This window comes from Lysinibacillus sp. FSL M8-0134 (assembly GCF_038069745.1).
GTDB classification, from domain to species: Bacteria; Bacillota; Bacilli; order Bacillales_A; family Planococcaceae; genus Lysinibacillus; species Lysinibacillus irui.
Window position 1 is genome coordinate 28,235 of sequence record NZ_JBBPAJ010000001.1, and the last position, 15,379, is coordinate 43,613.

Annotated in this window: 14 protein-coding genes and 3 tRNA genes; 13 read left to right on the plus strand and 4 right to left on the minus strand. The window is 37.6% G+C overall.

The genetic code is table 11. The features are described from left to right. Positions 1–97: 97 nt before the first annotated feature. From MKY49_RS00155 to MKY49_RS00185, 7 genes are all read left to right on the plus strand, one after another. The gene (locus MKY49_RS00155) at positions 98–1,717 is read left to right on the plus strand and encodes a putative polysaccharide biosynthesis protein (protein ID WP_341385370.1); all 1,620 of its coding nucleotides are present in this window, start codon (positions 98–100) and stop codon (positions 1,715–1,717) included. 9 nt (positions 1,718–1,726) lie between these two features. Continuing rightward, positions 1,727–3,187: a nucleoside triphosphate pyrophosphohydrolase gene (gene mazG, locus MKY49_RS00160; protein WP_274795168.1), complete on the plus strand. Its 1,461-nt coding sequence runs from the start codon at positions 1,727–1,729 to the stop codon at positions 3,185–3,187. A 4-nt stretch (positions 3,188–3,191) separates the two neighbouring features. After that, a complete protein-coding gene (locus tag MKY49_RS00165) occupies positions 3,192–3,482 on the plus strand; it encodes an RNA-binding S4 domain-containing protein (RefSeq protein ID WP_322605661.1) in 291 nt (96 codons plus the stop codon). A gap of 147 nt (positions 3,483–3,629) precedes the next feature. Next, positions 3,630–3,929, plus strand: a complete 300-nt coding sequence (yabP, locus tag MKY49_RS00170) for a sporulation protein YabP (RefSeq protein WP_004229167.1) — start codon at positions 3,630–3,632, stop codon at positions 3,927–3,929. After that, entirely contained in the window at positions 3,926–4,417 is a 492-nt protein-coding gene (gene yabQ / locus MKY49_RS00175; protein ID WP_312507368.1) for a spore cortex biosynthesis protein YabQ, read from the plus strand. Before yabP ends, yabQ begins: the two co-directional genes overlap by 4 nt. A gap of 17 nt (positions 4,418–4,434) precedes the next feature. Beyond that, the gene (locus MKY49_RS00180) at positions 4,435–4,839 is read left to right on the plus strand and encodes an FtsB family cell division protein (protein ID WP_274795170.1); all 405 of its coding nucleotides are present in this window, start codon (positions 4,435–4,437) and stop codon (positions 4,837–4,839) included. A gap of 134 nt (positions 4,840–4,973) precedes the next feature. Next, a complete protein-coding gene (locus tag MKY49_RS00185; protein WP_274795172.1) occupies positions 4,974–5,402 on the plus strand; it encodes a S1 domain-containing RNA-binding protein in 429 nt (142 codons plus the stop codon). An 85-nt stretch (positions 5,403–5,487) separates the two neighbouring features. Here the strand turns inward: MKY49_RS00185 and MKY49_RS00190 are convergent, their stop codons facing one another. The 4 genes from MKY49_RS00190 to MKY49_RS00205 all read right to left on the minus strand — a co-directional run bounded on the left by MKY49_RS00190 (position 5,488) and on the right by MKY49_RS00205 (position 6,145). Beyond that, on the minus strand, positions 5,488–5,694 hold the full coding sequence (locus tag MKY49_RS00190; RefSeq protein WP_341385371.1) for a hypothetical protein: 207 nt from the start codon (positions 5,692–5,694) through the stop codon (positions 5,488–5,490). A gap of 211 nt (positions 5,695–5,905) precedes the next feature. After that, a tRNA-Glu gene (locus MKY49_RS00195) sits at positions 5,906–5,977 on the minus strand. Positions 5,978–5,982: 5 nt separating this feature from the next. Continuing rightward, positions 5,983–6,059 (minus strand) — tRNA-Met (locus tag MKY49_RS00200). An 11-nt stretch (positions 6,060–6,070) separates the two neighbouring features. Beyond that, positions 6,071–6,145: transfer RNA gene (locus MKY49_RS00205), tRNA-Gly, on the minus strand. Between the two features lie 420 nt (positions 6,146–6,565). On the opposite strand from MKY49_RS00205, the gene MKY49_RS00210 reads away from it, so the two are divergent. The 6 genes from MKY49_RS00210 (at position 6,566) to MKY49_RS00235 (ending at position 15,377) form a co-directional block, all read left to right on the plus strand. Then, a complete protein-coding gene (locus MKY49_RS00210; RefSeq protein ID WP_274795174.1) occupies positions 6,566–8,953 on the plus strand; it encodes a SpoIIE family protein phosphatase in 2,388 nt (795 codons plus the stop codon). A gap of 34 nt (positions 8,954–8,987) precedes the next feature. Continuing rightward, the gene (gene tilS / locus MKY49_RS00215) at positions 8,988–10,394 is read left to right on the plus strand and encodes a tRNA lysidine(34) synthetase TilS (protein ID WP_274795175.1); all 1,407 of its coding nucleotides are present in this window, start codon (positions 8,988–8,990) and stop codon (positions 10,392–10,394) included. Positions 10,395–10,461: 67 nt separating this feature from the next. Further along, positions 10,462–11,004, plus strand: coding sequence for a hypoxanthine phosphoribosyltransferase (hpt, locus tag MKY49_RS00220; RefSeq protein WP_274795176.1), 543 nt, complete (start codon positions 10,462–10,464; stop codon positions 11,002–11,004). Between the two features lie 281 nt (positions 11,005–11,285). Then, a complete protein-coding gene (gene ftsH / locus MKY49_RS00225; protein ID WP_341385372.1) occupies positions 11,286–13,316 on the plus strand; it encodes an ATP-dependent zinc metalloprotease FtsH in 2,031 nt (676 codons plus the stop codon). Positions 13,317–13,458: 142 nt separating this feature from the next. Next, positions 13,459–14,292: an aldo/keto reductase gene (locus MKY49_RS00230; protein ID WP_341385373.1), complete on the plus strand. Its 834-nt coding sequence runs from the start codon at positions 13,459–13,461 to the stop codon at positions 14,290–14,292. Between the two features lie 317 nt (positions 14,293–14,609). Beyond that, complete coding sequence (locus MKY49_RS00235) at positions 14,610–15,377, plus strand: type III pantothenate kinase (RefSeq protein WP_274795179.1); 768 nt, start codon at positions 14,610–14,612, stop codon at positions 15,375–15,377. Positions 15,378–15,379 lie beyond the last annotated feature (2 nt).

The window sequence follows — 15,379 nt, forward strand, 5'->3', positions numbered from 1 at the left end:
AAATAAGTCATTATAGGAACAGTAGTGCTACCTGGCGCGTCAAACTTTGGAGATATGCTATACTATGGGCATTGTTAAGAAGGAAAGAGGGCAATTTATGTCGCAACGTTTTGGCATGAAAAGCTACATGAAGGGTGCAGCTTTATTGACAGTTGCTGCCCTTATTGTAAAGGTTCTTAGTGCAATTTATCGTGTACCTTTTCAAAATCTAGTTGGAGATGAAGGCTTTTATATCTATCAACAGGTGTATCCCGTTATATCAATTTTCGTTGTTTGGACATCTAGTGGCTTTGCTGTGGCCATTTCTAAAATGCTTGCAGATAATGATTGCATTGCTGATACAGTAGAACGTCAGAAACGACGAAACACCATAATGCGTGTGGTTTTCCGATATTTGACGATATTATCGCTATTATTTTTTGCAATTTTATTTGGAGGTGCTGAAATTATAGCCCAGTGGATGGGTGATGTTCAATTGGCACCTTTAATACGTACAGGCTCCCTTGTAGTATTGGTTATGCCAGCACTAGCAATTATGAAAGGTGGCTTTCAATCTAGAGCCATTATGGAGCCTATTGCATATGCCCAAGTTCTCGAACAAACGATTAGAGTAACTGTTATTTTAATAGGCACCTTTATTATAATGACAACAACAAAATCACTTTATGATGCAGGGAAAATGGCTGTTATCGGTACAGTAATTGGTGAAGTTACGGCCCTGTTATTGCTTGCTTATATCTTTTATAAACGATTTGGACTTCGAAATAATCAACACCTACATCAGGTGAAAAGTATTTCAATTATTAAAGAAGTAACATGGTTGAGCTTAAGTGTCAGCATGAGTGGTCTACTATTACTTGGATACCAGCTGGTCGATTCATTTACGATTTATACATCATTGATTGACAATGGTATGGCACCTACATTAGCGAAGGAAACGAAAGGTATTTATGATCGTGGACAGCCGTTAGTACAATTAGGGGTTGTTATCGCTTCTTCGTTGTCGCTTGCTATTGTGCCACTTGTTGCTCATTTGTCGAAAAAACAAGAGGGGCGAAGTGCTATACCATTTATACAGTTAACATACAAAGCATCGATACTATTTGGCTGGTCAGCCTCATTAGGTTTAATGCTTGTCATGCCTTATATAAATGAAATGCTTTTTAAAACCAATACTTTATCAGAAGTTTTAATCGTCTATGTATTCCAAATCGTCCCATTGTCAATTATTCTTACATTTACGGCAATCTTACAAGGATATGGTAAATTAAAAAAGCCAGCATTATTTTTAATCATTGGCTTTTTGTTAAAAATCATATTGAATGTACGGTTAATTGGTTGGTTGGGTGTATTAGGTGCAGCTGTTGCGAATGATATTGGATTATTAGTAACAGCCTTCTTGCTTATTGTTTATTTGAAAGGATTGACTGGTATTCAATTTGCATCAGGAGACTTTTATAAAAAAGTAGGGGTGGCATCATTAAGTATGGCAGCTGTTGTACTCGTATGGTTACAAATAGCATCAGCGTTTTTAAGCCATTTGATGTCTTCACGTTTGATGGCGGTGGTGGCAGGTCTAACAGCTGTATTTTTTGGCGCATTTGCTATGCTAACGATTATTGCTAAGAAACGAGTGTTAGTAGAAAAAGAGTGGTATTTATTGCCGTTTGGACGCAGAATGGCTGTCTACCAATTATGGCTAAATTCAAAGAAGTAGGTGTGAATATTGAATACATTAACAATTATAGGCTTAGGTGCGGGGGATTTTAATCAGCTGCAAATGGGCGTTTATAGAAAATTAAAGGCTGCTAAAAAATTATATGTACGAACAGTGGATCATCCAGTATTAAAGGAATTAGAAGCTGAGGGAGTACAATTCGAAAGCTTTGATAAGGTTTATGAAAAACATGATGCATTCCAGCCAGTCTATGCAGAAATTGCAGATGCTCTTATTGAAGCTACTGCTGTTGAGGATATTATGTATGCTGTGCCAGGCCACCCATTGGTTGCAGAACAAACAGTACAATTACTTATTGCAGCGGCTAATAATAGTCGAATTAATTTAGTCATTGAGGGTGGTCAAAGTTTCCTGGACCCAATCTTTGGCGCATTAAAAATTGACCCAATTGAAGGCTTCCAATTACTTGATGGTACTAGTTTTTCAATGCATGACATCAACATGCGTCAACATATCTTAATTGCTCAAGTATACGATACATTTAGTGCTTCAGAAGTGAAGCTAACATTGATGGAAAAATACGCTGATGAGTACCCTGTGACAGTTGTTACGGCTGCAGGGTCTTCACAAGAAAAGATTGTAACGGTACCTCTCTATGAGCTCGATCAAAGTGTCGAAGTAAATAATTTAACAACAGTGTACGTTCCGCCTGTAAAATCTCAGGAAGAAGCATTGAGAGATTGGACAACATTCCGCCAAATTATTGCCACGCTAAGAGGTCCGAATGGCTGTCCTTGGGATCAAAAACAAACACATGAGTCATTAAAAAAATATTTACTTGAAGAAGCACATGAATACTTGGCTGCTGTAGATGCTGAGGATGATTTTGCAATGATTGAGGAACTTGGTGATGTGCTATTACAAATATTTTTACATGCCCAAATTGGTGAAGATCAAGGCTACTTTACACTAGAGGATGTTTTAGCTTCAATTAGCGAAAAAATGATTCGTCGCCATCCGCATGTTTTTGGTGATGTAGCAGTAGAGGATGCTGATGCTGTAGTTGCCAATTGGGAGGTAATCAAAGCTAAGGAAAAGGGTACTAGCGATAAACCATTATTAAAAGAAGAGTATAGAGCATCCTCTTCATTACAGACAGCCTATAACTACCAAAAAAGAGCTGCCAAAGTAGGTTTTGATTGGCCTGATGTGGAGGGAGCATGGGATAAGTTTGCTGAGGAATGGCAGGAATTCCGCCATGAGGTGACAAAAGGCTCAAATGCCTCCCGTCTTGATGAGTTTGGTGATGTATTGTTTACATTAGTGAACTTAGCGCGTTTTTACAAGCTGTCTCCAGAAGAGGCCATGTTACATGCAAATGAGAAATTTGCTAGACGATTTGGTTATGTAGAGGAACAGGTGAAAATTAGTGGAAAATCATTTGCTGATTTTACATTAGAACAATTAGATGCATTCTGGAATGAAGCAAAGCAATTAGAAAGGGAGTAAAAAGATGAGACTAGATAAATTTTTAAAAGTATCCCGTTTAATAAAACGCCGCACTTTAGCTAAAGAGGTGGCAGATCAAGGGCGTATTACAGTCAATGGAAAGGTAGCAAAAGCTAGTAGTGCTATAAAAGCTGGGGATGAGCTAGCTATCCGTTTTGGTCAAAAAATAGTAACAGCTCGTGTTGAAGAATTACGTGATACAGTGAAAAAAGAAGATGCAGCAAAAATGTTTACAATTTTGAAAGAAGAAAGACTAGAAAAAGTTGAACCTGAATTTATCGATGATGAAGAATAGCGTTAATTTTATTTTCTAACTTACCTAATGTTGCCCTACCCTTCTTTTGTGGATGAAAGTAATGCACAACTTAAATAAAGTTTGTCATGCTTTGAAGGTTGTCCGCATAAAGTGAACAGAAGCTAGGACGACTAAAGGAGGAAGAAAATGACGCTACATCAAGAAAGTAATCGTTACACAATTCCATCTGGAGAGCATATTTTAACGATTCGTAATCGTAAAAGAATGGACATGACTTCTGTAAAATCAATTGAACGCTTTGATCAGGAAGAGTTTTTTATTAAGACGTCCCAAGGGCACTTGTTAATTCGTGGTGAGGAACTGCATATCGTTCATTTAGATGTTGACAAAGGATTATTGACACTTGAAGGAACTGTAAAAACCTTACAGTATGACGAGGAGGAAAGTGGCTTCTCGAAAGGTTTCCTTCATAAGTTATTTGGATGATTGTTAGTGAACAATTTTATCAATTAATTGTCATGGTTTTGAGCGGTATAGCAGTTGGTTTCATAATTGATAGTGTAAGACTTATTGTTTTTTCAACTCCAAAAAGGTCAAGCCTTCGCAAGTGGATGATGATTTTTGAAATATTAACATGGATTCTACTTGGAGGATTGACATATTATTTATTATTTTGGCTAAAAGACGGCGCTTGGCGGGCTTATGACCCGCTAGCGCAAATAGCCGGAATTTTTTTGTATCAATCGTTTTTTCAAACTTTTTTACGTTTCGTAGCTAGAATTTTGGTGAATATAACATGGAGGCCCTTCTGGTTCATTGTACGTTTCATTGTCACTGTAATTCGACATATTTTGCAGCTATTATTAAATATAGTAATGTTTGTTATAAGACCTTTTGTCAAAATTTATTCGTATTTGTCCTACACTTTTTTTAAAAAATTACGATATTTGAAGTATAATAAAAAGCAACAATAATTTTCGGAGGTGCGGGCATGACTAGACGTCATTCATCAAATGATGAACAACAGAACTTCACAAAGCTTGATAATGACTATGTCCGTAACACGGATAGAGCTATAAATCGCAAACAACAAGCTCGTAAACGTAAAATGCGTCGTATTGTCTTTTTTGCGATTGTACCAGTCATTATTATCGCTCTTCTCTTAAATGTGCTGTCACATCAAAATGAAACATTAGCGGCAAAAGAGAAATCAAAAGAAGAAGCGAATAAGCATCTCACTGAATTGAAAGAGGAACAAGAAACATTAAACCTTAAAATCAAACAATTACAGGATGATGAATATATCGCGAAACTACTAAGAAAAGAGTATTACTTATCCGAAAAAGGTGAAGTTATTTTCATTATGCCAGATAAGAAAGATAAAAAGGACGACTGAAAAGCTATGTATTGTTGACACTCTTTTATTGTTATATATAATGAAAAGAGAAGCTTATAGTAGTAAAAGGTTTGATTAAATTGATTACATGGCTCAAAAGAGTCGCTTAATTTTTAAGGAGGAGCATTTTTTTTATGTCAATTGAAGTAGGCAGCAAGGTACAAGGTAAAGTAACAGGAATCACAAATTTTGGAGCATTCGTTGAGCTGCCAGATGGCAAAACAGGCTTAGTTCACATTAGTGAAGTTGCTGACAATTATGTAAAAGATATCAATGAGCATCTAAAAGTTGGAGATGAAGTTGAAGTAAAAGTGATGAATGTTGAAGCGGACGGAAAGATTGGTCTTTCAATCCGTAAAGCAAAGCCTCAAGCTGAGAGACCAGAGCGACCAGCACGCCCACGTCGTGAGAATCGTTCTAATGATCGCAACGAACGCCACCAGCCAAAAGAAAATTTTGAGCAAAAAATGGCACGCTTCTTAAAAGATAGTGATGAACGTCTAGCAACACTTAAACGTGCTACAGAATCAAAACGCGGAGGTCGCGGAGCTAGAAGAGGGTAGTTTGCTGACTGTTTTAATCGTAGAAAAAGTGTATGAAATAGAGTTGGGATTAGCTTGTTCATAGCTAATCCCTTTTTTCATGTCCCTATAGAGTAGAAGAAGGCCTTCTCTTCTTTTTTATAGGTGTTATATCCTTTTCGTCAGCAGGAGTGATAATTGCCTTTTCTGCTGGATGGGTCACCATTTTGACAAGTAAAAAAACACCATATATACTTACCGCAAGTCCGCAAAGTAATAGTGCTATTTGAACAAAAAAAGGTAAATTAATAAGAATTGAAATTAAAATAATCATCGAGCCGCTCCCACAAATTAAAGCAGCCTTCGTTAATGCGCCCAAGGAAAATGAACCCCCCTAAAAATAAATCTTTTATTCAGTATGCCATATTTTAAACTTTGTTACATAGAATTTTCAACGTAATGAGTGAATTCTAGGAGTCCATAGCTTACATTTTTAGAATAAAAATAGGCGCCTCAGAAGTAGATTCTGAGACGCCTATTTGAGATGACCCGTACGGGATTCGAACCCGTGTTACCGCCGTGAAAGGGCGGTGTCTTAACCACTTGACCAACGGGCCTACTATGGTGGCGGCCGAGGGGATCGAACCCCCGACCTTACGGGTATGAACCGTACGCTCTAGCCAGCTGAGCTAGGCCGCCAATATAGTAAATGGAGCGGAAGACGAGGTTCGAACTCGCGACCCCCACCTTGGCAAGGTGGTGTTCTACCACTGAACTACTTCCGCATGTCGTTAAGCAACAAGTTAAATAATACAAGCCAATTGCGTTAGTGTCAAGTAAGTTTATTAAAAAAATAATAAAAAATATAATTAATAAAAATTAGTGTAGAAGTGTTATTTTAGCGGATTTTTTGTTCTTACGTAGAAATGTATCGGTGCAGTAGTTTAATGAAGTACGAGATAGTACATAGAATGCCATTTAAGTATGGTGAGGGTAAAAGTATAGACATTATTATTTTGTATCAATAAGGTGGTTTTTCAACGTTTTTCATAAATATAAGGCAACTGTGAAAGAAATTGTTGCCAGTTCTCGTATTTATGTATATCTATTAGTCGAAATATTTTAATTTTTTTCTGTCAACGTCAGACAATCTTTCCACACATAATTTTTTATAATAGCCAAAAGTGCGGAAAGGGGAAAGTTATATGACAAGTATTGAATGGTATAATACAACGAATGTAGAAGGCCGAAAAATAGGTATAAAAAAGAAACAAATACTGATAGGCTCTCTATTTTTCTTAACCGCTTTTTTTCTAGCTCAATCCGTTGTGTTCGAAGCAGCTGTACCGTTCTCAGTTCCTTTTTGGGCCATCATTCGAACGAAATATAGGGAGTATGCAAAATATGTTCTATTTGGTAGTTTAGTTGGTTGTTTTTTCCTTGGCTTTGGACAAGTCCTTATTCTAGCTTTACAGATCGTTATGTATGAATGTATTATGCGTTTCCGTTACTGGCAGCTGCCACAAAGCATTGCCGTATCTTTAGCTGTATTGCTAGTACAAATAATGTGGCAAGGAGTGATGTATCAAGGCTTACCACCAGTGCTTGTACAATTTTATGTAGGCTGTGAGGTAGCTCTAGCTCTTATTATGACGCTGTTTATGCAAGTGCTGTTTGTTAACTCGTATGAATGGTTTACGAGTCATTGGACATATGAGAAGCTGGGTTCTGGATTAGTGGTGTTTGCCGCCATGCTTACAGGGATGCAAGCAGTTGTGTTTAGCTATTTTTCTCTCCCCATTTTTTTATTGCAACTCTTTATCTGTTTTGGTGCATTAGTTGGGAGTGTTCCCTTGGCAACTGTAATCGGGGCTGTGCTAGGGACGCTAATCGGTGTGGCAAAGCTTTCATTTACCGGCATGCTCTCAGTTGCAACTTTAACAGGGCTGTGTGCGGGTATGGGAGCGAAGGGTGGTAGATTTGGGGTTGCCATCGGAAGTATTTTACCAAGTGTGTTCTTTTTATTTTATGACGCCACATTGCCTTTAGATAGCGTTTATTTTACCTCTATTGCTATTGGTAGTCTTCTTTTTCTAATGATTCCTAAAAAATATTCAGATAAGGTAAGGGACAAGCTCTTCCCACAACGTGAGGAGGTTTTACTGGCACGTCAGAACTGGTTAACAGATCATGTAACATATAAGTTAGAGCATTTTCAGCATTTTGTTCAATTCATGAAGGAGCTTGTGTTTGATCGTTTTATGACGGCACCGGTTGAAGAAGCGAAGGAAGTTTCTCCAATGAATACTTGTTTAAGTTGTTTCAGATACGAACATTGCTGGGGAGCTAAAAATAATGGGATGGACAAGCTGATGACTGATTGGTTTCATATGAAAGGAGTAGGTAAAGAATCAGCTATCCACCGTGTAGAAGAACAAATACGCTATAAATGTGTGAAATCGACGAAGATTTTTGAGGAGTTAGATACGGAGCTCTATAGAGAACGGATTAACGGGCAGTATTTCCATGGCAAAAAAATGATTGCTCTGCAACTTCGTGATATGAGTAATCATTTAAACCAGTTAATTGCTGAGATGAAGGAGGATACGATTTCATTTGTAAGTGTTGAAAAAGACATCGCTGAACGTTTAAAGGAGGCCCATATTGAATGTTTTCAACTTGATGTGCTTAGCAATAAGCCAGGAGCAAGAAAAATTGTCTGTGCTTTAGCGCCAGCACGGGTCAACTGGGAGGAAGATACGACACTAGCTGAACGTATGATATTGCCAATTCTTTATGAAATTTTTGATGAACCTTTTGAAATTGAAAAAGTAACAGCCTGTGAAATACCGTTTCGTCATGTACAAATATGCTTTAGATCAGCTATTAGCTTTGAAGTAGAGTATGATATATATAGCATGTCTAAAAATGCTACCTTATACTCTGGGGATTCACATGCCCTCTTCCAATTGCATCCAGGGTTATTTGCGATATTGTTGTCTGATGGTATGGGGCAAAGTAAAGAAGCACAACATGAAAGTAGAAAATTGATACATTTGATGAGAGAGTGTCTCAATTACAATATGAATCCGGAAACTGCGATGCATACATTGCATTATGTCATGTCATTAAAGCAACAAGATGATATGTACGCAACACTTGATTTTGCTCTCGTTGATTTACAGCATGGTGATTTGTGGTCGTGGAAGGCTGGAGGAATGTCGACCTATATTTTACGTGGGAAAGAAGTACTGAAAGTTGAAAGTAATGCAGCACCTGTAGGATTCTTATCAATTTCAGCAGTGGAGGCTGAGAAAAGGAAACTGAAGGCAGGAGACGTCATTTTAATGCATTCAGATGGTCTATTTTCAAGCGTAGCTGATTGGAGTGAGCAGGAGGAGGCGTTTTTAGCTTTTGCACAGCAGGTCGCAAGTACAAATAAAACCATTCAAGAAAAGTTAACTACGATTATGCAATCATTCCAAAGTTATTATGACATTGAGGACGATTGTACAGTACTAATGTTAGAGGTGACACATGTTGTACCGACATGGTCTGTTTTTAGACCAGCTCAATATTCTATGAGTCACTGATAATCAATAACAACGAAAAGGGGAGGAGAAGCGTTTGTCATTTGAATTAAAGGTCAAAACATTTATTGAAGAAGAGCAATTATTACAGCAAGGCGACCATCTTCTCATCGCCGTTTCGGGTGGAGTGGACTCAATGGCATTACTCCATTACTTTGTACAGACACAGGAGCAGTGGAATATTCAAGTAGAAGCAGTGCATGTTGACCATATGTTGAGAGGACAAGCTTCAGCTGAAGATAGAGCGTTTGTCCAAAAGTATTGTGACGACAATGGTGTTTCCTTACATGCTACCGAGATTCCAGTACCTGCAATTATGGCACAGGAAAATGGTAATACACAGCTCATTTGTCGTAGAGAAAGGTATCGATATTTCAAAGAAATCTTGGGAAAAATAAATGCAAATAAGCTTGTAACTGCACATCATGCGGATGACCAACTGGAGTCAGTATTAATGGCCCTTACGAAAAACGCAACAATGAATAGTATGCAAGGCATACGTCCCCAACGACTTTTTGAAGGAAAATCATTAATTCGTCCGTTTTTAACGGTTACAAAGTCTGAAATAAGGGAATATTTACTTAGAAAAGGTTTGGATTATCGAGAAGATGCTAGCAATTCCAAAGATACTTATGTACGCAATCGATTTAGACATCATGTAGTGCCTTTACTGGAGGCGGAAAATCCTCGGGTAACTGAACAAATCACCCATTTTACAAAGCATTTACAAGTAGACGACGCCTTTTTAATGTCATTAGCCCAAGATGTATTTTCTCAAACCGTAATAAGAAGTAACGAAAATACATATAGCCTAGAAATTGAGGCTTTTCAATTGATACCACTTGCTTTACAAAGGAGGCTCATTTTAATACTATTAAACTATCTTTACAAAGATTCAAATACGATACAAAGTTTTGCTTTATTGACTTCAATTTTAAAGCTTTGTGATACAACAGCAGGGTATGCTGAAATTCACTTGCCTGAAGATTTTCTAGCAGTTCGCCGTTACGGGAAATTAACGATTCAGAAGAATAAACCATTAGAGGATCAAACATCTCCTGAGAAACAGATTATTTCAATTGCTAATGGATGGACAACACTGATAAATGGTGAACGCTTATGCGTAGTCAATTTGCATGATTTATCGTCTGAATTGCTGACGGATACTGCACAACTTTTTTATTTTAACGCTAGCAAACTCCATCTACCGCTTTACATTCGAGCACGGAAGGATGGAGATAAAATGCTGTTAAAAGGAATGGATCAGCCAAAACGCTTATCTCGCCTTTTTATAGATGAAAAGATTCCTTTAAATGAGCGAAATAGCTGGCCGTTACTGATTTCTCAAACTGATGAGGTGGTAGCGGTAATTGGTGTGCGTATGGGAATATTTTTTTCAACCACTCCGCAACCAAACGATGATACAGTGCTCATCGTAGACTAAGGTCTTTGTAAAATATTTCAACGTAATAGGTTGAAGATTTTTTGATACATCACGAGGAGGAATCGATATGTTACAAAATGACATCGAAAAAATTATGATTACAGAAGAACAATTGCAAGAAAGAATTGCAGACTTAGGAGCACAACTAACAGCGGAATACAAAGATGCATTCCCATTAGCTGTAGGTGTTCTTAAAGGGGCAATGCCATTTATGACTGATTTAATGAAACGTTTCGATTCTTTCATTGAATTAGATTTTATGGATGTTTCTAGTTATGGTAACGCTACTGTTTCTTCTGGTGAAGTAAAGATTTTAAAGGATTTAAATACAAGCGTTGAGGGACGTGACGTATTAATCATCGAGGATATTATTGATAGTGGTTTAACGTTAAGCTATCTAGTGGATTTATTTAAATATCGCAAAGCAAAATCCATCAAAATTGTTACATTACTTGATAAACCATCAGGTCGCAAAGTAAACCTATCTGCTGATTATGTTGGCTTTGAAGTGCCAGATGGCTTCGTTGTAGGGTATGGTTTAGATTACGCAGAAAAATATCGCAACTTACCTTATATTGGTATCTTGAAGCCTGAAGTTTATTCTTTCTAAGATACAAAAAGACCAGCTATTAAAGTAAGACCTCCAGCGCAAGTCACGTATTTTTCGTTATGTTTAACATAATTCAAAATCTTGACACAATGTTCAGCTAAATCAAGTCCAAGGAACAGGTACAATTACGCTGGGACGTATAAAGATGGCCTAAAAACTGTTTTGATAACGGCAAAAAGTGAACGAAACATTTTTTAAGTAGGGCTTTTCGTTGTATGATGAAATCATGATATGTTAAGATTTTACTTATAATTTTTCTGTTTGTAATGAGGAGGCTGGAGATGAATCGAATATTTCGATATACCATATTCTATCTACTGATTTTCCTAGTGATTATCGGTATTTTTGGTACTTTCAATGGTGGAAATTCACCAACGAAAGAATTATCTTATCATGAGTTTCAAGAAGCTCTAGATAAAAAAGAAATAACAAGTGCAACAATTCAACCTGATAAATCAGTTTACGTCGTTGAAGGTACACTGAAAGGTTATGAAAAGGGTCAAAGCTTTACAACGAATATCCCTCGTGATAACCAATCTTTAATGGACCGTATCGATGAGGCTGCTAGGGATAAAGATAGTAATATTAGTTATTTAGCAGCACCAGAAACAAGTGGATGGATTCAATTCTTTACGGGAATTATTCCTTTCATTATCATCATTTTCTTATTCTTCTTCCTAATGAGTCAATCTCAAGGCGGCGGAAATAAAGTGATGAGCTTTGGTAAAAGTAAAGCTAAGCTTTATGACGATCAAAAGAAAAAAGTACGTTTTACAGATGTAGCAGGTGCTGATGAAGAGAAAGCAGAGCTTGTTGAGGTTGTAGAATTTTTAAAAGACCATCGCAAGTTTACTGAAATTGGTGCGCGTATTCCAAAAGGTATCTTACTTGTAGGTCCTCCAGGTACAGGTAAAACATTACTTGCCCGTGCAGTAGCAGGTGAAGCAGGCGTTCCTTTCTTCTCAATTTCGGGTTCTGATTTCGTAGAAATGTTTGTAGGTGTCGGTGCATCACGTGTCCGTGATTTATTCGAAAATGCTAAGAAAAACGCACCATGTATCATCTTTATTGATGAGATTGATGCGGTTGGTCGTCAACGTGGCGCAGGTCTTGGTGGTGGACATGATGAGCGTGAACAAACACTTAACCAATTGTTAGTTGAAATGGATGGTTTCGGAGCAAACGAAGGTATTATTATTATCGCTGCAACAAACCGCCCAGATATTTTAGATAAAGCGTTATTACGTCCTGGTCGATTTGACCGTCAAATTACAGTAGGACATCCTGATGTAAAAGGACGTGAGGCGATTCTTAAAGTACATGCACGCAATAAGCCATTAGCAGATACAGTTGATTTAGCAGCAGTTGCACAACGTACGCCAGGTTTCTCAGGTGCAGATTTAGAAAACTTATTAAACGAAGCAGCGCTTGTTGCGGCTCGTAAAAGTAAACGCACCATCAATATGGCAGATATCGATGAAGCTTCTGACCGTGTAATCGCTGGTCCAGCTAAAGCTAGCCGTGTATATTCAGCCAAGGAGAAGAAACTTGTATCCTTCCATGAAGCCGGCCACGTAGTTGTTGGTCTTGAGCTTGATGAAGCAGATACAGTACACAAAGTAACAATTGTTCCGCGTGGTCAAGCGGGTGGGTATGCGATTATGTTACCGAAGGAAGAGCGCTTCTTTACAACAAAGCAAGAGCTTTTAGATCGTATTGCAGGTCTCCTTGGTGGTCGTGTAGCTGAAGAAATTGTTCTTGGTGAAGTTTCTACTGGGGCACATAATGATTTCCAAAAGGTTACAAGCATTGCTCGTGCAATGGTTACTGAATACGGAATGAGTGAAAACCTTGGTGCTATGCAATTTGGTTCAAGTCAGGGCGGTAATGTATTCCTTGGTCGCGACTTTAATTCAGACCAAAACTACTCTGATTCTGTAGCTTATGAAATCGATAAAGAAATGCAAAAAATTATTGATACTCAATATGAGCGTACAAAACGTATCCTAACGGAAAAACGTGAGCTGCTTGATTTAATTGCCAATACTTTAATGGAGAAAGAAACGTTAAATGCACAGGAAATCGAGCATTTGCGTGACCATGGTGTTTTACCAGAGCCAGAGGCTGCAGAAAAAATTGAGGATAATACGCCGAAAATTGAAGCGAAGCCAACATTAGATACAATTGGTAAACCAGTTGTTGAAAAAGAGCTACTGAGTAAAGAGCCGAATCCAACAACTCTTGATTTAGCTAAAGAAAATAAAGAACAACAAAATGATGCTCCTAAAGGTATCGATGAAAAACGTGATTAAAAGTAGGAAGACTGTTTACTAATTTGGTAAGCAGTCTTTTTCTTTGCCTTTTATTACTAATAAGCATTAGGATATAGGAGTGAAAGATAAGCTCTATACGAATCTTCGTTAGAGGATATTTTATAGATAGGAGTGTTTAAGCATGGGAAATGTAACATTGAATAATGGACTTAAAATGCCTTTAGTTGGTTATGGCGTTTTTAGAGTACCTGAAGGAGATGACTTAGCTGAAGCTGTAAAAACAGCAATTGCAAAGGGTTATCGTAGCATTGATACAGCACAGGTATATCGTAATGAAGAAAGTGTTGGACGAGGAATACGTGCAGCCATAGAAGAAGGTTTAGTAACTCGTGATGAACTATTTATCACATCAAAAGTTTGGAACGATGGTCTTTCCTATGACGAAACACTTGCTGCTTACGATAGTAGTTTAGAAAAAATCGGGTTAGACTATTTGGATTTGTATTTAGTGCACTGGCCAGGGATTGACGAAAATTACATTGACGTTTATAAAGCACTAGAAAAAATATATCAAGATGATCGAGTACGTTCAATTGGGGTTAGTAATTTCCACGTACACCATTTAGAAAAGCTTTTGAAGGAAACTACTGTTGTCCCTGTTATTAATCAAATCGAATTCCATCCGCATTTAACACAAGAGGAAGTTCGTGCTTATTGTCAGGATAAAGGCATACAGGTGGAGGCGTGGTCTCCATTGATGAATGGTTCCCTACTAGAGGAAGCCTTAATTCAAGAGTTAGCATCTAAATACGATAAAACGCCTGCGCAGATTGTATTACGCTATGATGTACAACATAATGTAGTTACGATTCCAAAAACGATGACACCTACACGTATGGTCGAAAATCTAGATGTTTTTAACTTTTCTTTAACAGATGAGGAAATGGCGCAGTTAGATGCGTTAAATGATGGATTACGTTGCGGTCCAGATCCAGAAACATTTAATTTCAAATAATTTCAATGGGGCTTCCTACTTTAAGGAAGCTCCTTTTTAAAGAACAATGTTTTTTGATTACTCTTCAAAATTTATGACATTCATAAGAGGTATTGAGGTAAATGTGGGCTTTTGACGGTGTTCCGTTTTTCTGCGTGTGTTTGACAACTGATTATCAAACAAAAAGCGTTCATTTCCACCATTTAGACGAGAGGGACATCTGCTGAATCAAGATAAAAAGTGTGGTATCATTTTCTAAAGTATATTCACTTTTTTTAGACAAAAGTTGTAACAATAGAGTGGCGAAAGTTACAATGACGATATGGGAGGTGTTAGCCTTGATTTTAGTTTTAGATGCAGGGAATTCTAATATTGTATTAGGTGTCTACAATGACAACGATCAATTAGCCTTCCATTGGCGTATGGTAACAGACCTTCATAAAACAGAAGATGAATATGCTATGCAAGTTCTTTCTTTTTTTAATCACGCAGGCATTTCATTTGAACAAATTACAGGCATTATTATATCCTCAGTTGTGCCACCAATTATGTTTTCATTAGAGGCAATGTGTCAGAAATATTTTCAAAAAAGGCCTTTGGTAGTTGGTCCTGGTGTAAAAACAGGTTTAAATATTAAATACGAAAATCCGCGTGAGGTAGGGTCTGACCGCATTGTGAATGCCATAGCAGCTCTTGATTTATATAAAGCCCCTTGTATCATAGTTGATTTTGGTACAGCGACAACCTATTGTTATTTGAACGAAAAGGGCGATTACATGGGTGGTGCTATTGCACCGGGCATAACTATTTCTACAGAGGCTCTTTATACACAAGCTGCGAGATTGCCGCGTATTGAAATAGTTCGACCTACACATATTATCGGGAAAACGACCGTTTCTGCCATGCAGGCAGGAATTTTTTATGGCTTTGTAGGACAAGTGGAGGGCATTGTAAACCGAATGAAAGCACAAAGTAAAGAGGAGCCGTTAGTGATTGCTACAGGTGGACTAGCAAATCTGATCGCAGGGGAGACACAAATAATTGATGTTGTGGATCCATTTCTAACTTTAAAGGGTTTATATAAGCTATATAAACGTAACCAATAGGA